Annotated in this window: 3 protein-coding genes; all 3 read left to right on the top strand. The window is 73.8% G+C overall.

All coding sequences use genetic code 11. The annotated features are described in order from the left end of the window. The first annotated feature begins 212 nt into the window (after positions 1-212). The 3 genes from ACQP2T_RS50565 to ACQP2T_RS50555 are packed head-to-tail and all read left to right on the top strand — an operon-like array spanning position 213 to position 20079. Positions 213-8945 (top strand): SDR family NAD(P)-dependent oxidoreductase, encoded by an 8733-nt coding sequence (locus ACQP2T_RS50565; RefSeq protein WP_433511948.1) that lies wholly within the window; start codon positions 213-215, stop codon positions 8943-8945. Continuing rightward, entirely contained in the window at positions 8935-14646 is a 5712-nt protein-coding gene (locus tag ACQP2T_RS50560) for a type I polyketide synthase (RefSeq protein WP_433511947.1), read from the top strand. Before ACQP2T_RS50565 ends, ACQP2T_RS50560 begins: the two co-directional genes overlap by 11 nt. Positions 14647-14673: 27 nt before the next feature. Next, positions 14674-20079: an SDR family NAD(P)-dependent oxidoreductase gene (locus tag ACQP2T_RS50555; protein ID WP_433511946.1), complete on the top strand. Its 5406-nt coding sequence runs from the start codon at positions 14674-14676 to the stop codon at positions 20077-20079. Positions 20080-20105 lie beyond the last annotated feature (26 nt).

Raw genomic sequence — 20105 nt, 5'->3', positions numbered from 1 at the left:
CCGCATACACCTATGTCAACGCGCCCGCGCTGGCAGCTTCTGCCGGAAACAATGTGCCAGTCCGCGACCGTGGTCCGGAAAGGACGCGGCGATTAGGGTCACAACAACTATTCAAAGCGATCGTCTTTATGGAAACCGGCACTGTCTTGTTGGTGATGCCCGAAGCTTGAGGTGGCGCATTGATGGTTGGTGAGTCGATTCAGCCAAACGGCATGACGGCCGGGGAAACCGGCCGGTCGCGGACCGGTCGCGTTTCGTCCGCCGTGGAGCCTGTCGCCGTGGTCGGTGTTTCCTGCCGGCTTCCTCAGGCCGCCGATCCCGGACGGTTCTGGCAATTGCTGCGCGATGGCGTGGACGCCGTGACGGCCGTGCCCGAGGGCCGGTGGCCGGACGAGTCGGCCGCGGCTTACCGGCGTGGTGGCTTCCTCTCCGACGTGGACCGCTTCGACGCCGCCTTCTTCGGGATCTCCCCGAACGAGGCCGCCGCCATGGACCCCCAGCAGCGGCTCGTGCTGGAGCTGGCCTGGGAGGCGCTGGAGAGCGCTCGCTTGGTGCCGGGCCGGCTGAGCGGGAGCGGCGCCGGGGTGTTCTTGGGGGCGATCTCCAACGACTACGCGGCGTTGCAGGATCGGGTGGGTGGCCTCGGGCGACACGCCTACACCGGGGCGAACCGGGCGATGATCGCCAACCGCGTCTCCTACTTCCTCGGCCTGCGCGGGCCCAGCCTGACGCTGGACGCCGGGCAGTCCTCGTCGCTGCTGGCCGTACAGATGGCCTGCGAGAGCCTGCGGCGCGGCGAGACCGGGCTGGCGCTCGCGGGCGGCGTGAACCTCAACCTGCTGGCCGAGACCACCGCCGCCATCGGCGACTTCGGCGCGCTGTCGCCGGACGGCCGCTGCTACGTCTTCGACGGCCGGGCCAACGGCTACGTTCGCGGAGAGGGCGGGGCGCTCGTCGTACTCAAGCCGCTGTCCGCGGCGCTCGCCGACGGCGACCCGATCCGATGCGTGATCCTCGGCGGCGCCGTCAACAACGACGGCGGCGGCGACGGACTCACCGTGCCGAGCCGGCGGGCGCAGGAGGAGGTCATCCGGCTGGCCTGCGAACGCGCCGGCGTCGAGCCGGGCGACGTCCAGTACGTCGAGCTGCACGGCACCGGCACGAAGGTCGGCGACCCGATCGAGGCCGCCGCCCTCGGCGCCGCCTACGGCCCCGACCACGCGGATGACGAGTCTCCGCTGCTGGTCGGGTCGGTGAAGACCAACATCGGCCACCTCGAAGGCGCCGCCGGGATCGCGGGCCTGGTCAAGGTCGTACTGAGCCTGGAGCAGCGCGAACTGCCGCCCAGCCTGAACTTCGAGACGGCCAACCCGGACATCCCGCTGGACGAGCTGGGGTTGGAGGTCGTACGCGACACCCGCCCGTGGCCGCGCGCCGACCGGCCGCTCATCGCGGGCGTCAGCTCGTTCGGCATGGGCGGCACGAACTGCCACCTGGTGCTCGGGGAGGCGCCGCGGAGCGGGTACGGGGTTCGGTCGGTGAGCGAGGACACGCCTTGGGTGCTGTCGGCGCGTTCAGCCCGAGCGCTCGGCGCCCAGGCCGAGCGCCTGCTCGCCCACGTCGGCCCGCCCGTTGGCCCCGCCGATGTCGAGGCTGGGGCCGTGGCGCTGGCGTTGTTGCGGAGCCGGGCCGTGTTCGAGCACCGAGCGGTGCTTCTGGGCGCCGACCGGCAGGCGGGGTTGGCGGCTCTGGCGGCCGGGCGGCTGGACGAGTCCGTGGTGACCGGGTCTGTGGTTGCCGGGTCCGTGACCGGTGGTCGCCGGGTGTTCGTCTTCCCGGGGCAGGGGTCGCAGTGGCCGGAGATGGCTCGTGACCTGCTCGCCGGTTCGCCGGTGTTCGCGGCACATGCCGAGGCGTGCGCGGGGGCGCTCGAACCGTTCGTCGACTACGCGCTGCTCGACGTGCTGCGTGGGGCGCCGGGCGCGCCCGGTCTCGACCGGGTCGACGTGGTGCAGCCCGCGCTGTGGGCCGTCATGGTGTCGCTCGCCGGCCTGTGGCGTTCGTACGGCGTCGAACCCGAGATGGTGATCGGCCACTCGCAGGGCGAGATCGCGGCCGCCACCGTCGTCGGCGCGCTGTCGATGCCCGACGCCGCCAGGGTCGTGGCCCTGCGCAGCCGCGCCATCGCCGGGATCGCCGGGCGCGGCGGGATGATGTCGATCGCCGCCCCGCTGGACGTGGTCGAGTCGGCGATCCGCTCGCTGACGGGGGACGTGTCCATCGCCGCCTACAACGGGCCCCGATCCGTGGTCGTCTCCGGGCGGCTTGAGGCGCTCGACGACCTGGGGAGACGGCTCACCGACGACGGGTACCGCACCAGGATCATCCCGGTCGACTACGCCTCGCACTCGGCCGAGGTCGAGGAGATCCGCGACGAGGTGCTGGCGGCGCTGGCACCCGTACGGCCGGTGAGCGCGGGGACGCTGTTCATCTCGACGCTCACCGGCGAGCCGATCGACACGGCCGAACTCGACGCCGGCTACTGGTACCGCAGCCTCCGGCAGCCGGTCAGGTTCGCGCAGGCGACCCGGCGGGCGCTCGACCACCAGGGCGGCCTGTTCGTGGAGTGCAGCCCGCACCCGGTGCTGGGGGCCGGGATCGAGGAGACGACCGAGGAGGCGGACCGTGAGGCCGCGGTCATCGGGACGCTGCGGCGGGGTGAGGGCGGGCTGACGCGGTTCCGGCGCTCGCTCGCCGAGGCGTACACGCGAGGGGCCGAGGTCGACTGGACCGGACCCGATCCGGTGGCGGGGGCGGAGTTGGTGGAGCTGCCGACGTATGCGTTCCAGCGCGAACGCCACTGGCCGTCACTCCCCGCCGCCGCCCGGCGCCCCACGGCGCGGACGGTCGGCGGAGACGCCCGGCGCTCCACGGCGCGGACGGTTGGCGGAGACGCCCGGCGCTCCACGGCGCAGACCCTCCCCAGAGACGCCCGGCGCTCGACGGAGCAGACGGTCCCCGCAGGCGGTGGGCTTTCGCGGCGTGAGGTGCGTGAGCTGGTGCTGACCCTCCTGGCCGGGCTGCTCGGGTACGAGGACGCGGCCGGTGTGGAGCCGGGCAGGACGTTCAAGGACCTCGGGCTCGAATCGGCCACGGCGGAGGACCTCAGGCACCGGCTGCGGAGCGCGACCGGGCTCCGGCTGCCGACCAGCCTGCTGTTCGACCACCCGACCCCCGATCTGCTGATCGCCCACCTGCGGACGCTTCTCGACGACGGCGGATCCGCAGCGTCGACCGCCAACCACCAGAGCGACCCCGCCACGCCCAGGCTCCTCGACGACGCGTCCGCAGACGATTTCGTCGGGGATACCGACGGCGGCCTCAACGGCGACCCCGACGCGATCGCCATCGTGGCCATGGGGTGCCGGTATCCCGGTGGGGCCGACTCGCCCGAGGAGCTGTGGCGGCTCGTCAGCACCGGCACCGACGCGATCACCGAGTTCCCCGTCAACCGAGGCTGGGACCTGGACGCGTTGTTCGCGGCCGGTCCCGACAGGTCGGGCACCAGCGACACCAGGTACGGCGGGTTCCTGCACGACGCCGACCGGTTCGACGCCGCGTTCTTCGGTATCAGCCCGCGTGAGGCCACCGCCATGGACCCCCAGCAGCGGCTGCTGATGGAGGTCAGCTGGGAGGCCGTCGAGCGGGCCGGGCTCGACCCGGCGGGGCTGCGCGGCTCGGCCACCGGCGTGTTCGTGGGCGCCATGGCCTCCGACTACGGCCCCCGGCTGCACCAGGCCACGGGGACGGTGGACGGGCACCTGCTGACGGGCACCGCGCTCAGCGTCGCGTCCGGGCGGATCGCGTACGCGCTGGGCCTGCGCGGACCCGCCATCACCGCCGACACGGCCTGCTCGTCGTCGCTGGTGGCGATCTTCCTGGCGATGCAGGCGCTGCGGCGCGGCGAATGCTCGCTGGCCCTGGCCGGCGGCGCGACCGTGATGTCCAGCCCGGGGATCTTCGTCGAGTTCAGTCGCCAGTCGGGGCTGGCTGCCGACGGCCGGTGCAAGGCGTTCGCGGCGGGCGCGGACGGCACGGGCTGGGGCGAGGGTGCCGGGATGCTGCTGCTGGAGCGGCTGTCCGACGCGCGTCGCCTGGGGCACCCGGTGCTCGCCGTGATCCGTGGCGGCGCGGTGAACCAGGACGGCGCCAGCAACGGCCTCACCGCACCGAATGGCCAGGCTCAGCAGGAAGTGATCCGGCAGGCGCTGGCCGACGCCGGGCTCGCCGCCGCCGAGGTCGACGCGGTGGAGGCGCACGGCACCGGTACCCGGCTCGGCGACCCGATCGAGGCAGAGTCGATCATCGCCGCGTACGGCGCGGACCGCGATCCTGGACGGCCCGTCTGGCTCGGCTCCCTCAAGTCGAACATCGGCCACACACAGGCCGCGGCCGGAGTCGGCGGCGTCATCAAGATGGTGATGGCGATGCGGCACGGGACGCTGCCGCGCACCCTGCACGCCGACGAGCCCACGCCGCACGTGGACTGGAGCGGCGGCGCGGTACGACTCCTCACCGAGCCTGTCGAACTGCCCGACGACCGGCCGACTCGGGCCGCGGTCTCCAGCTTCGGCATCAGCGGCACGAATGCCCACCTGATCCTGGAGCAGGCCCCCGAGACGGCGCACACGGTCCCCGAGACGGGGTCCGCGGCTCCCAAGACCGGGCGTGCGGAACCTGAGTCGGCGTACGCGGCCCCTGAGACGGCGCGTGCGGAAGCCGAGACCGCCGAGGCGCCGTTGGTGTGGGCGGTGTCCGCGAAGTCGGCGGCCGCGCTCGAAGCCCACGCCGCGCGCCTGCGCGACTACGCCACCGACGCACCCCAAGACGACCTGGCCGCCGCCGGACACCTGCTGGCCCGCCGGGCCCGGTTCGCGCACCGCGCGGTGGTGGTGGCCGCGGACCGGGACGAACTGGTGGCGGCCCTGGCGGCGTTGGCCGCCGGTGAGTCGCATGCGGCGGTGACCAGCGGCACGGCGCTGCCGGACATCCGGCCGGTGTTCGTCTTCCCCGGACAGGGTTCGCAGTGGACGGGCATGGCGGTCGATCTCCTGGACTCCAATGAGGTGTTCAGCGAGTGGATGACCCGCTGCGACGCCGCGCTCGCTCCCTACACCGGTTGGTCCGCCGTGGAAGCCCTGCGCGCGGGCGAGCTGGTGGGCTCGGAGGTCATCCAGCCGGTGCTGTTCGCGGTGATGGTGTCGCTGGCGGAGGTCTGGCGGTCGCTGGGTGTGGACCCGGCGGCGGTCGTGGGGCACTCGCAGGGTGAGATCGCGGCGGCCTGTGTCGCCGGGGCGCTGACGCTCGACGACGCGGCGAAGGTGGTCGTGCTCCGCAGCCAGGCGCTCGTCAAGCTGGGCGGCACCGGCGGCATGCTCGCCGTCGCGCTGCCCGCCGATGAGGTCCGGCTGGAGCCGTGGGCCGATCGCCTGTGGGTGGCGGTGCGGAGCGGGCCGGCCAGTACGGTGGTCGCCGGGGAACTGGACGCGCTGGACGAGTTCGCGGCGGCGTGCGGCGAGACGGTCCGCGTGCGGAAGATCGGCATCGACTACGCCTCGCACACCCCGCACGTCGAGGTGCTCCGCGACGAACTGCTCGCCAGCCTGGCCGAGGTCGCGCCGCGGCCGACCGACGTGGCCTTCTGCTCGTCCATGGCCGCCGACTTCGTCGAGCCGACCGGGCTGGACGCCGACTACTGGTTCCGCAGCCTTCGCAATCCCGTACGTTTCGAGCAGGCGATCAGGGCGGTCGCCGGAGACGGCGCCTCGCTGTTCATCGAGGCCAGCCCGCATCCGGTGCTGACCGGCCACATCCAGGACACCCTGGCGGCCACCGGCGCCCCCGGCGGCGCCACCGGGACGCTCCGCCGCGACGACGGCGGCCGGCGGCGCCTGCTGCTGGCGGTGGCCCAGGCGTACGTGTCGGGCGCCGAGGTGGACTGGGCGGCCGTCGATCAGGCCGCCGCTACTCAGGCCGGACTCGTACCGAACCCCCCACGCCATCACGTGGACCTGCCGACCTACCCCTTCGAGCACACCAGGTACTGGATCAACGAGAGCCCACGGGCCGGTGGGCCGCGACACCCGATGCTCGACGCGGTCGTGCCCGTGGCGGGCCACGACGGGTTCCTGCTCACCGGGCGGTTGTCGCGTGGCGCGCTGCCGTGGCTGGCCGACCACGCCGTGGACGGCGGCGTACTGCTGCCTGGCACCGCGTTCGTCGAGCTGGCCCTGGAGGCCGCCGCGACGGCCGGGTGCGACGAGATCGAGGACCTGACGCTGGAGGCGCCGCTGACGCTGCCCGAGACAGGCGCGGTCCAGGTGCAGCTCGCGGTCGGCGGCGCCGACGCCGAGGGCCGCCGCGACCTCACCGTGTACGGCAGGACGGCGGACGACGACGAGGCCCGATGGACCCGCCACGCCAGCGGCACCCTGGCCACGGGCGCGGTCGTGGCCGGCGAGCGGCTAGCCGACTGGCCGCCCGTGGACGGCGTCGAGATCGACCTGGACGACGCGTACGAGCGGCTCGCGGAGCGCGGCTACGAGTACGGTCCCGCCTTCCAGGGGCTGCGCGCGGCCTGGCGCGTGGACGGCGACGCGTACGTCGAGGTGGCGCTGCCGGAGCCGATCCGCACGGACGCGGGCCTGTTCACGCTCCACCCGGCGCTGCTGGACGCGGCGCTTCACCTCCTGGTGCTGGAGTCGGCCGAGGACAGCGGGGCGTTGCTGCTGCCGTTCGCGTGGAGCGGGGTGCGGGTGTCCGCGCTCGGCGCCGAGGTGCTGCGGGTACGGATCGCGGCCGGGGACGGCGACCGGGTCTCGCTCGACATCCATGACAGCGCGGGCGACCGCATCGCCGGGGTGGACGCGCTGACGCTGCGCCCGGTGCCGAGGCACGGGGCCGTCACGCGCGGCCCGTCCGACGCGGCCTCGTACACGCTCGACTGGATCGACCTGGCGGTGTCCGCGATGGACCCGGCCGAGCAGCGCTGGGCCGTGGTGGGCTACGACGAGTTCGCCGACGAGATCGGCGCGGCCGTGGACGCCCCGCGCTACTACGACCTCGCGTCCCTGACCGAGATGACCGTCGGGGAGATGCCGAGCACCGTCCTGGTGCCGTACCTGCCCGAGGCCGACGCCGACGACGTGCCCTACGGCGTGCGCGACGGCATCTACCAGGCGCTCGACCTGGTGCAGGGCTGGGTGGGGGACGAGCGGTTCGCCGGGTGCCGGATGGTGTTCGTGACCAAGGGTGTGTTCCGGCCCGAGGGAGCGGACGTGGCGGGCGTGGTGGCCGGGCCGGTGTGGGGGCTGGTGCGGTCGGCGCAGGCTGAGCATCCCGGGCGGTTCGTGCTGGTGGACGTCGACGCGGCCACCGTCGACTGGGGTCTGGTGGCGGCGGCGGTCGCGGCGGGCGAGTCACAGCTGGTCGCACGGGATGGGAAGGTCCTCGTCCCGCGCCTGATCCGTCGTACGGCCGACGCCCCTGAGCTGTTCGACGCCGGTACGGGCACCGTCCTGGTGACGGGTGGCACCGGCAGTCTCGGCGCGCTGGTGGCGCACCGCCTGGTGGAGCGGCACGGCGCCAAGGATCTCCTGCTGGCCTCCCGCCGCGGCCCCGAGGCGAGCGGCGACCTGGTGGCCCGGCTGGAGGCGCTCGGCGCGCGGGTCACCGTCGCGGCGTGCGACGTGTCGGACCGCGACTCGCTCGCCGCACTCCTGTCCGAGGTCCCGGCCGAGCGGCCGCTGGTGGCCGTGGTGCACGCGGCGGGCGTCCTCGACGACGCCACGGTGGAAGGGCTGTCGGCGCAGCGGCTGGACTCGGTGTTCGCTCCGAAGTCCGACGCCGCCTGGTACCTGCACGAGCTGGTCCCGGAGGTCCCGCTGGTGACGTTCTCCTCCGTGGCGGGCGTGATCGGCAACTCCGGCCAGGCCAACTACGCCGCCGCCAACGTGTTCCTCGACGTGCTCGCGGCGCACCGGCGCGGCCTCGGCCTGCCCTCCGTGTCGGTGGCCTGGGGCCTGTGGGAGACCGCGGACAGCGGCATGACCGGAGCGCTGTCGGCGGCCGACACGGCCAGGCTGGCCCGGTCGGGCATCGCGCCGCTGACCGCCGAGCAGGGGCTGGAGCTCTTCGACAGCGCGATCACCGCCCCGGCCGAGCTGGTCGTCGCCGCCAGGTGGGACACCGCCGGGCTGCGCGCCAGGGCCGAGGCGGGCGAGCTGCCGCCCGTACTGCGCGGCCTGGTCCGTACGGCCCGCCGGACGGCCGCCGCCGCGAACGCCACGAGCGCCTCCACGCGGGCGGGAGCGGCCGGCATGGCCGAGCGCCTGGCGAAGATGGCGGAGGCCGAGGCCCGCGTCCACCTGGCGGACATGGTCCGCTCGCACGTCGCGGCCGTCCTGGCGCATGGCAGCGCGGTCAACGTGGACATGGACCGGGCCTTCAACGAGCTCGGCTTCGACTCGCTGACCGCGGTGGAGCTGCGCAACCGGCTGAACAGCGACACCGGGCTCCGGCTGCCCGCGACCCTGGTCTTCGACCACCCCACGGTCACGGCGCTGGCCGAGTACCTGTTCCGTACCCTCGCCCCCGCCGCGCCGTCGCCCGAGGACACGCTGCGCGGCGCGGTCGAGCGGGTCGAGTCGATGCTGACCAGCGCGCACGGCGACGCCGAGGCAATCCGCGGCAAGCTCGTCGCCATCGCGCAGAGCGCCGTCACCAGGTTCGGTGCCGGGCTGATGACCAGGTTCGGCGCCGGGTCCAACGGCGCCGCGGAGAAGATCGATTCCGCCTCGGACGAGGAGATCTTCGCGTTGATCGACGACCAAACAATGACGTCTCCTCTGAGGTCCTCTCTGGAAAGGCCCGACCATGGCGACTGAGGAACAGCTGCGCAATTACCTGAAGAGGGTGACCGTCGAGCTCACGGAGACTCGGCAGCGCCTCACCGGGGTGGAAGACCGTCGCCATGAGCCCATAGCGATCGTCGGGATGGGGTGCCGGTTCCCCGGCGGGGTGGCGGGGCCCGAGGACCTGTGGGAGCTGGTGGCCTCCGGTATGGACGCGATAGGTGACCTCCCCACCGACCGGGGCTGGGACGAGGACCTCTATGACCCCGACCCGGAGGCCCTCGGCAAGTCGTACACCCGGCAAGGCGGCTTCCTGCCCGACGCCGGCGACTTCGACGCGCCCTTCTTCGGGATGAGCCCGCGTGGCGCGCTGGCCACCGACCCGCAGCACCGGTTGTTCCTGCAGACCTGCTGGGAGGCGTTCGAGCGGGCGGGGATCGACCCGGCCACGCTGCGCGGCACCCAGACGGGCGTGTACGCGGGCAACATGTACAACGACTACTCCCTGCGCTACACCGGCGGTGCCGTGCCGGAGTCGGTCGAGGGCGTCTTGATGGTCTCCAGCGCCTCCAGCGTGCTGTCCGGACGGGTCTCGTACACCTTCGGGCTGGAGGGCCCGGCGATCTCGGTCGACACGGCCTGCTCGTCGTCGCTGGTCGCGATGCACCTGGCGGTTCAGGCGCTGCGGCGCGGCGAGTGCGCGCTGGCCCTGGCGGGCGGTGTGACCGTGATGGCCACGGCGGACCCGTTCATCGAGTTCTCGCGGCAGCGCGCACTGTCGCCGGACGGCCGGTGCAAGTCGTTCTCCTCTTCTGCGGACGGCGCCGCCTGGTCGGAGGGCGCCGGCGTGCTCGTGCTGGAGCGGCTGTCGGACGCGCGGCGCAACGGCCGCCGGATCCTCGCGCTGATCCGCGGCTCGGCCGTCAACCAGGACGGCGCCAGCAACGGCCTCACCGCCCCGAACGGCCCCTCCCAGGAACGCGTCGTCCAGCAGGCCCTGGCCGACGCCCGGCTCGACACGCGGGACGTCGACGCCGTCGAGGCGCACGGCACCGGCACCCGGCTGGGCGACCCCATCGAGGCCCAGGCGCTGCTGTCCACGTACGGCCGCAACCGCGCGGCCGACCGCCCGCTCTGGCTCGGCTCGGTCAAGTCGAACATCGGCCACACCCAGGCCGCCGCCGGCGTCGCCGGGGTGATCAAGATGGTGATGGCGATGCGGCACGGCGTGCTGCCGCCCACCCTGCACGTGGACGAGCCGACCCCACACGTCGACTGGTCGGCCGGCGGCGTGGAGCTGCTGACCGAGGCCAGGGAGTGGGTACGCGGCGAGCATCCGCGCCGGTTCGGCGTCTCGTCCTTCGGCATCAGCGGTACGAACGCGCACCTCGTCATCGAGGAGGCCGAGGAGAGCCCGCGTACCGACCAGGACCCGCCCGTCGTCAACGGCCCGCTCGCCTGGGTGATCAGCGCCCGCGGCGGCCGGTCGCTGCGCGCGCAGGCATCCCGGCTGCACGAGCTCGTCACCTCGGCCGACGCCCCTGAAGCGGCGGATGTGGCTCGGTCGCTGGTCACCGGCAGGTCGCTGTTCGAGCACCGTGTCGTCGTGGTCGGCGAGGACCGGGACGCCCTGGCCGCCCGGCTCGGCGACTTCCTGGCCGGCCACCCGGTGGCCGAGGTGGTCGAGGGCACCGCCCGGGAGAAGCCCAAGCTCGCCTACCTGTTCACCGGCCAGGGCGGGCAGCGGATCGGCATGGGCCGTGAGCTGGCCGCCGCGTCGCCGGTCTTCGCCGAAGCGCTCGCCGAGGTGTGGGCGGAGCTCGACGAGCACCTGGACCGGCCGCTGCGCGAGATCGTGTGGGCCGAGCCCGGCACCCCCGAGGCCGACCTGCTGAACGAGACCCGCTACACCCAACCGGCGCTGTTCGCCTTCGAGGTGGCCGCCTTCCGGCTGCTCGCGGCGCTCGGCGTGACGCCCGACCACGTCGCCGGGCACTCGGTGGGCGAATACGCGGCCGCGTACGTCGCCGGGGTCTGGTCCCTGGCCGACGCCGCCCGGCTCATCACCGCGCGCGCCCGCCTGATGCAGGAGCTGGACACGCCCGGCGCGATGGTCGCGATCGAGGCGACCCCCGAGGAGGTGGCGCCGACGCTGGCCGGACAGGAACACCTGGTGTCCGTCGCCGCCGTCAACGGACCGGCCGGCGTGGTCGTCTCCGGCGCGGAGGAGCCGTGCCTGGCGGTCGCCGAGCACTGGCGCGAGCTCGGCCGCCGGACCAGGCGGCTGGCGGTCAGCCACGCCTTCCACTCGCCGCTGATGGAGCCCATGCTGACGGACTTCGCCACCGAGCTGGCGGGCGTGGAGTTCCACGAGCCGCGCATCCCGTACGCCCCCAACCTCCCTGACGGCTCCTGGGCCGAGCCCGGCTACTGGGTGGAGCAGATCCGGCGGGCCGTCATGTTCCAGGCCACGATCGGCCGGCTCGAAGCGGACGGCGTGGACACGTACCTGGAGGTCGGCCCGGCCGCGGTGCTCTCGGCCATGGCGCATGAGTGCGTCACCGAGGCGGATACCCCGATCCTCGCCCTGCACGGCAAGCGGCTCCCTGAGGCCGACGCGCTGATCGGCTGCCTGGCGCGGGCGTGCGTGGCGGGGGTGGCGGTCGGCTGGTCCGCGCTGTTCGGCGGTGGGGCGCGGGTGGACCTTCCGACGTACGCGTTCGACCGGGAGCGGTACTGGCTCGCCCCGCCCGCGCGCGCCGCCGACGTCTCGTCGGCCGGGCTGCGTCAGGTCGGCCACCCGCTGCTGGGGGCGGCGGTCGACGTGGCCGACGACGGGGCGATGGTGCTGACCGGGCGGCTGTCGTTGGCCGACGCGTCCTGGTTGGCCGATCACGTGATGCTCGGCGCGGCCGTGCTGCCCGGTGCCGCGCTCGTGGACCTGGTGCTGGAGGCGGGTGGTCAGCTCGGGTGCGACCTGGTCGAGGAGCTGATGTTCGAGGCGCCGCTGGTGCTGCCCGAGCGGGGCGGGGTGGCGGTACAGGTCGTCGTGGGGCGGCCCGAGGACGGCTCCCAGGGCGGCTCGGAGGGCGATGCCCAGCGCGGCGATTCCCGAGGTGGCGGCTCCCAAGGCGGCCGCTTCCGGCCGGTGGCGATCTACTCGCGGCGGGCGGGTGAGCCGGAGGCCGCGTGGACCTGCCACGCGTCGGGCGTGCTCGGTGCGGACACCGCCCCTGGGGCGGGCGTTCTCGCCTGGGCGACCTCCTGGCCGCCCGCGGGCGCCTCGCCGGTCGCGGTCGAGGGCGCCTACGAGCGGCTGGCCGACGCGGGCTACGACTACGGGCCCGCCTTCCAGGGCGTACGTGCGGTGTGGCGCCAGGGCGAGGAGCTGTTCGCCGAGGTCGCGCTGGCCGACGACGTGGACGTGGCCGGGTTCGGCCTGCACCCCGCGCTCTTCGACGCGATGTTCCACCCGATGCTGATCGCCGACCCGAGTGACGAGCTGCGGCTGCCGTTCGAGTTCCGCGGCGTGCGGCTGCCCGCCGCCGGGGCCAGGGCGCTCCGGCTTCGCCTGTCGCGGTCCGGCCCGGCCATCGAGGCCGCCGACGCCGCGGGCCGTCCGGTCTTCTCGATGGAGTCGCTGCGGGTCCGTACGGTCCCGGCGGCGGCGCTGTCCGGTACGACCGGCAGCCGCACGGACCCCGTGCCGCACGGCGTCGACTGGACCGAGGTCACGGTCGAGCCGGTCAACGACGGCGCCCGGTGGGTCTCGGCCGGGGAGCCGGTACCGGGGCTGGACGCGTACCCGGATCTCGACGGGTTCGGTGCCGGGGAGGTCGGGGCCGGTGCCGGGAACGACAGGGATGATGCCGGGCGCGCCCAGCTTGGCGGGGAGCCGGTGCCGGACGTCGTGGTCGTCTCCCTCGCGGCGGCTCCCGGAGCGCCGGTGCCCGTCGCGGTGCGCGAGCTGACCGGGCGGGTGCTCGGGCTGGTGCGGCAGTGCGTGACCGAGGAGCGGTTCGCCGGCAGCAGGCTGGTGTTCGCGACCCATGGCGTCTTCGACCCCGCCGGTGGCGGGGCCGGGAGTGTGGTGGCCGCGGCGGCTTGGGGGCTGGTGCGGTCGGCGCAGGCCGAGCATCCGGACCGGTTCGTGCTGGCGGACGTGGAGCCGGGCTTCTCCGCCTGGAAGCTGGTGGCCGCCGCCGTCGCGGCGGGTGAGTCGCAGCTGGCCGTACGCGAGGGGAAGGTGCTCGTCCCGCGCCTGGCGCGCAGGGAGACCGGCGCCGCTGCCCAAGCCACGGGTCGGTCCCAGGACTCAGGTCTCTCCCACGACACGTCCCGCTCCCATGGGACGGGTCCCTCCCAGGACACGGGACTCTCCCAGGACGAGGGTCTCTCCTCGGGGACGGGTCTCTCCCGAGGGACCGTGCTGGTGACCGGGGGGACGGGCGGTCTCGGTGCGCTGGTCGCGCGGCGGTTGGTAGAGCGGCACAGCGTGACGGACCTGCTGCTGGTGTCGCGGCGAGGGCCCGAGGCGCCGGGAACCGCTGAGTTGGTGTCGACCCTGACGGGCCTCGGGGCGCGGGTCGCCGTGGCCGCCTGCGACGTGTCCGATCGCGACGCTCTGGCCGTACTGCTGGCCTCGATCCCCGAGGACCGCCCGCTGACCGGCGTCGTACACACCGCGGGCGTGCTCGACGACGCGACGGTCGAGGGGCTGTCGGAGCGGAAGCTGGAGGCGGTGTTCGCCCCCAAGGCGGACGCGGCGTGGCACCTGCACGAGCTGACCAGGGACGTCCCGCTGACCTCGTTCGTGCTGTTCTCGTCGCTGGCGGGCGTGCTGGGCAACGCCGGGCAGGCCGGCTACGCGTCGGCGAACGTGTTCCTGGACGCCTTGGCGGCGCACCGGCGCGGGCTCGGCCTGCCCGCCGTGTCCGTGGCCTGGGGTCTGTGGGACACCGGCTCGGGCATGGGCGGCACGCTCTCGGCGGCCGACACGGCCAGGCTGGCCCGCTCCGGCATCGCGCCGCTGAGCGTCGAGCAGGGGCTGGAGCTGTTCGACGGCGCGCTCGACGCGTCCGAGCCGCTGGTCGTCGCGACCAGGTGGGAGGCGGCCGGGCTCAGGGCCAGGGCCGAGGCGGGTGACCTGCCGTCGATGCTGCGCGGCCTGGTCCGCGCGCCGCGCAGGACGGTCGGCGCCGCGCCGAGTGGGGCGGGCGGAGCGGGCGCGCTGACGGAGCGGCTGGCCGGTCTGACCGAGGCCAACGCCCGGCGGCAGGTCACCGACCTGGTACGCGGGCACGTGGCCGCCGTCCTGGCGCACGGCAGCGCGGACGCCGTCGACGTGGACCGGGCCTTCAACGAGCTGGGCTTCGACTCGCTGACCGCCGTCGAGCTGCGCAACCGGCTCAACTCCGACACCGGGCTGCGGCTGCCCGCGACCCTGGTCTTCGACCACCCCACGGTCACGGCGCTGGCCGAACACCTCTACAAGACCCTCGCCCCCGCCGCCCCGTCACCCGAGGACACGCTGCGCGGCGCGCTCGAACGCGTCGAGACCATGCTCACGAGCGCCAACGGCGACGCCGAGGCCATCCGCGGCAAGCTCGTCACGATCCTGCAGAGCGCCCTGACCAGGCTCGGCGCCGGTCCGAACGACGGGGACGGCGTGGTGGAGAAGATCGACTCCGCCTCCGACGAAGAGATCTTCGCACTGATCGACAACGCACTCTAGATCACCGGTACCTGCGAAAGGCGACAGATGTCGACCGAGGACAAGCTGCGCGACTACCTCAAGCGCGTGACCGTCGAACTTACCCAGACACGCCGCCGCCTCGCCGAGATCGAAGACCGTCGCCACGAGCCCATCGCGATCATCGGGATGGCCTGCCGTTACCCCGGCGGCGTGGCCGGGCCCGAGGATCTGTGGGAGGTGGTGTCCTCGGGCGTGGACGCGATCGGTGAGTTCCCCGCCGATCGCGGCTGGGACCTCGACGGCCTGTACGACCCGGCCCCCGACGCCTTCGGCAAGTCGTACACGCGGCACGGCGGTTTCTTGTACGACGCCGGCGACTTCGACGCGCCCTTCTTCGGCATGAGCCCGCGCGGCGCGCTGGCCACGGACCCGCAGCACCGGTTGTTCCTGGAGGTGAGCTGGGAGGCGTTCGAGCGGGCCGGTTTCGACCCGGACGCGCTGCGCGGCAGCAGGACCGGGGTCTACGCGGGGACCATGTACGAGTACTACGCCGACCGCTACCTCGGAGCCATCCCCGAGTCCGTCGAGGGTACGCTGCTCACCTCCAGCACGCCGAGCGTCCTGTCGGGCCGGGTGGCGTACACCTTCGGGCTGGAGGGCCCGGCCGTCACCCTGGACACCGCGTGCTCGTCCTCACTGGTCACCGTGCACCTGGCGGTCCAGGCCCTGAGGCGCGGCGAATGCGCGCTGGCGCTGGCCGGCGGCGTGACGGTGATGGCGGCGCCGGACCCGTTCGTGGAGTTCTCGCGGCAGCAGGCCCTGTCGCCCGACGGCCGGTGCAAGGCGTTCTCGGCCGCCGCCGACGGCGCCGCCTGGGCCGAGGGCGCGGGGGTGATCCTGCTGGAACGGCTGTCGGACGCGCAGCGCGACGGCCGCCGGATCCTCGCGGTGATCCGCGGTTCGGCCGTCAACCAGGACGGCGCCAGCAACGGCCTGACGGCGCCGAGCGGTCCGGCGCAGCGGGAGGTGTACCGGCAGGCGCTGGCCGACGCCCGGCTCGAACCCCGCGACGTGGACGCCGTGGAGGCCCACGGCACCGGCACCCGGCTCGGCGACCCGATCGAGGCCGAGTCGATCATCGCCGCCTACGGGCAGGACCGGCCGGCGGACCGCCCGCTGCGGCTCGGCTCGGTGAAGTCGAACATCGGCCACACCCAGGCCGCCGCCGGGGTCGCCGGGGTGATCAAGATGGTGAAGGCGCTGGAGCACCGGACCCTGCCGGCCACCCTGCACGTGGACGAGCCGACGCCGCACGCGGACTGGTCGGCCGGGGCCGTGGAACTGCTGACGGAGGCTGTGGCCTGGCCGGTCTCGGAGCGGCCGATGCGGGCCGCGGTCTCGGGGTTCGGCATCAGTGGCACCAACGCTCATGTGATCTTGGAGCAGGCGCCGGAGGTGGTGCCCGAACCTGTGACGGTGGCCGGCCCGCTGGTGTGGGTGTTGTCCGCCAAGACGGAAATGTCGCTACATGCGCAGGCGGGCCGTTTGCGGACGTACGCGGCCACCGCGGCAGATGAGGATCTGGCCGTCGCGGGAGCCGTACTCGCTCGGCGGGCGCGGTTCGCGCACCGGGCGGTCGTTGTGGCCGCGGACCGGGATGAGCTGGTGGCGGGCTTGGCGGCGTTGGCGGCGGGTGAGTCGCACGTGGCGGTGAGCAGTGGTGCGGCGCCGGCGGATGTGCGGCCGGTGTTCGTGTTCCCCGGTCAGGGCTCGCAGTGGACGGGCATGGCGGTTGATCTCCTGGAGTCCAGTGAGGTGTTCCGCGAGCGGATGAGCCGGTGTGACACCGCGCTCGCCCCGTACACGGGCTGGTCTGTTGTGGAAGCCCTGCGTGCGGGTGAGTTGGTGGGCTCTGAGGTCATTCAGCCGGTGTTGTTCGCGGTGATGGTGTCGCTGGCGGAGGTGTGGCGGTCGCTGGGTGTGGATCCGGCGGCGGTGGTGGGGCACTCGCAGGGGGAGATCGCGGCGGCCTGTGTCGCCGGGGCGCTGACGCTCGACGACGCGGCCAGGATCGTGGCGCTGCGCAGCCAGGCCGTGGTGCGCGGGCCGGCCGCCACGGGCGGGATGCTCGCCGTGGCGCTGCCCGCCGAAGAGGTCCGGCTGGAGCCGTGGGCGGACCGCCTGTGGACAGCCGTGCACAGCGGGCCCGCCGCCACGGTCGTGGCAGGAGACGTGGACGCGCTCGACGAGTTCGCGGCGGAGTGGGGCGAGACGGTCCGCGTGCGCAGGATCGCCGTCGACTACGCCTCGCACACCCCGCACATGGAAGTGCTGCGCGAGGAATTGCTCGCCACGCTGGCCGGGATCGCGCCGCAGGCGACGGACGTGGCCTTCTGCTCGTCCATGGCCGGCACCTTCGTCGAGCCGACCGGGCTGGACGCCGCCTACTGGTACGACAACCTGCGCAACCCGGTCCTCTTCCGCGAGTCCATCGGGGCGTTCGAGTCCTTCGGGACGCCGCTGTTCGTCGAGGTCAGCCCGCATCCTGTGCTGGGTGGCGACATCGAGGACATATGCCATGAAGCGGGCATTACCGCCGGGGTCTGCGGGTCGCTGCGCCGTGGTGCCGGTGACTGGCGCCGGTTCCTGGCCGCGCTGGCCCAGGCGTGGGTGCTCGGGGCCGAGGTCGACTGGCGGGCGGTGCTGGCCGACGTGCCGTACCGGCAGGTGGACGTGCCTACCTATGCCTTCGATCGGCGTACGTACTGGCTCAAGACCGCCGAGCGGCACGCGCGGCAGGCGGGGGGCGCGGGGATCGGCGGCTCGCGGCATCCGCTGCTGACCGCCGTCGTCCCGGTGGCCGACGACGGGTACCTACTCACCGGCCGGCTGTCGGCGACCACGCTGCCGTGGCTCGCCGACCACTCGGTCTCCGGGAGCGTACTGCTGCCCGGGGCCGCGTTCGTCGAGCTGGCGCTGGAGGGGGCCGCGGTCGCGGGTTGCGACCTGCTGGAGGAGCTCACGCTTGAGGCGCCGCTGGTCCTGCCCGCGACAGGTGAGGTCGGGCTGCAGATCACGGTGAGCCCGTCCGACGCCGCCGGGCGGCGTGCGCTGACCGTCTTCTCCGCCCTGCCGGACTCCGAGTGGGTACGTCATGCGTCGGGCACGCTCCTCGAAACGTCCGTTTCCGCTGGAGAGCATGGCTGGGCCACGGCCTGGCCGCCCGAAGGCGGGTCGCCGGTGAACGTCGACGGCGGGTACGAGCGGCTGGCGGACTCCGGTTACGAGTACGGTCCGGCGTTCCAGGGCGTGCGGGCGGTGTGGCGGCGTGACGAGGAGCTGTTCGCCGAGGTCGTGGCGCCCGATGGGGTGGAGCTCGACGGGTACGGGATGCACCCGGCGGTGCTCGACGCGGCGTTCCACCCGTTGCTGCTCGCGGGCTCCGGCTCCGGCTCCGGGGAGCTGCGGCTGCCGTTCGTGTTCCGGGGAGTACGGCTGGGTGTGCCGGGGGCCTCGGTGTTGCGGGTACGGCTGGCGTGGGCGGGTGACGACGCCGTGGTGGAGGCGGCCGACGTCTCGGGCCGGGCGGTGCTGTCGATCGAGTCGCTGCGGGCCAGGGCGGTACCGGTCGAGCCGTCGGCCTCGACGGGGGCGGTCCCGCAGGGGCTCGACTGGGTGAAGGTGCCCGTGGAGCCCGGCGGCGCTTCACCGAAGGACGGTGGCTCGCGCTGGGTCTGGCTGGATGAGGATGACCTCTCGGAGGCGGACTTCGTCGCGGTGCGCTGCTCGGTTGCCGCCACGAGCGTGACCGCCGGGGCGCGGGAGTTGTTCGGCCGGGTGCTGGATCTGCTGCGGAGCTGGCCGGCCGACGCGCGGGCCCGGCTTGTGTTCGTCACCCAGGGAGTCCTGGCCACGGACCGTGTCGACGCCGCGGCCGTGGCCGCCGGGGCCGTCTGGGGTCTCGTCCGGTCGGCGCAGGCCGAGCAGCCAGGGCGGTTCGCGCTGGTGGACGCGGAAGAGGGCGCCACGGACTGGGACCTGGTGGCGGCGGCGATCGACGCCGGTGAGCCGCAGCTGGCGATACGCGACGGAGTGCCGCTGGCGCCCCGCCTGACCCGCCGCCCGGCCGCATCGTCCACCCATGGCACGGACACGGCCCACGGCACGGGCACAGTGCTGGTGACCGGCGGGACCGGTGGGCTCGGCGCTCTGGTCGTGCGGCGGCTGGTGGAGCGGCACGGGGTCCGAGACCTGCTGCTGGTCTCGCGGCGCGGCCCCGAGGCGCCGGGGGCGGGCGAGTTGGTGTCGAGCCTGGAAGACCTCGGGGCGCGGGTCAAGGTGACCGCCTGCGACGTGTCCGACCGTGACGCTCTGGCCGTACTGCTGGCCTCGATCCCCGAGGACCGGCCGCTGACCGGCGTGGTGCACACCGCCGGAGTCCTGGACGACGCCACCCTGGAGGGGCTGTCGGAGCGGAAGCTGGAGGCGGTGTTCGCGCCGAAGGCGGACGCGGCGTGGCACCTGCACGAGCTGACCCGTGGCCTGCCGCTGACCTCGTTCGTGGTGTTCTCGTCGCTGGCGGGCGTGCTGGGCAATGCCGGGCAGGGCAACTACGCCGCCGCGAACGCGTTCCTCGACGTGCTGGCCGCGCATCGGCGCGGGCTGGGCCTGCCCGCGGTGTCCATGGCCTGGGGGCTGTGGGACACCGGCTCCGGCATGACCGGTGCGCTGACGGCGGCCGACACCGCCCGCCTGGCCCGCGCGGGCGTCGCGCCGCTGAGTGTGGCGGAGGGGCTGGAACTGTTCGACGCGGCGCTCGGCGGTGACGACACCCTCGTCGTCGCCTCCGGCTGGGACGGTCCCGGGCTACGGGCCAGGGCCGCGGCGGGTGACCTGCCGCCCCTGCTGCGCGGACTGGTGCGCGCGCCGCGCCGTACCGGATCCGGGCAGCACGCGGGCGATCCCGGGCTGGCGGCCCGGCTGCCCAGCCTGTCCGAGACCGACGCCCGCAGGCTGATCACCGATGTCATCCGCGCGCACGTCGCCGCCGTACTCGCGCACGACAGCGTGGACGCGGTCGACGTCGGCAGCGCGTTCAACACGCTCGGCTTCGACTCGCTGACCGCCGTCGAGCTGCGCAACCGGCTCAACGCCGAAACGGGGCTGCGGCTGCCCGCGACCCTGGTCTTCGACCACCCGACCGTCACCGCGCTGGCCGGCTACCTGTTCAAGAAGCTCGCCCCGGCGGCCCCCTCGGCGGAGGACACGCTGCGCGGCGCGCTGGAACGCGTCGACTCGATACTCGCCCGCGCCAACGGCGACGCCGAGCGCATCCGCGGCAAGCTCATCCCGATTCTGCAGAGTGCCCTGACCAGGCTCGGAGCCGATCCCGACGGCATGAACGGCGCGGCGGAGAAGATCGACTCCGCGACCGATGAAGAGATCTTCGCGCTCATCGACAACGACTTCTGACCATGACTCTCGTTACCGGAAAGGCT

This window comes from Nonomuraea sp. CA-143628 (assembly GCF_050942315.1).
Classification (GTDB): domain Bacteria; phylum Actinomycetota; class Actinomycetes; order Streptosporangiales; family Streptosporangiaceae; genus Nonomuraea.
The sequence above is the reverse complement of the archived record's forward strand: the minus strand, read 5'-3'. Positions and strand labels throughout refer to the sequence as shown.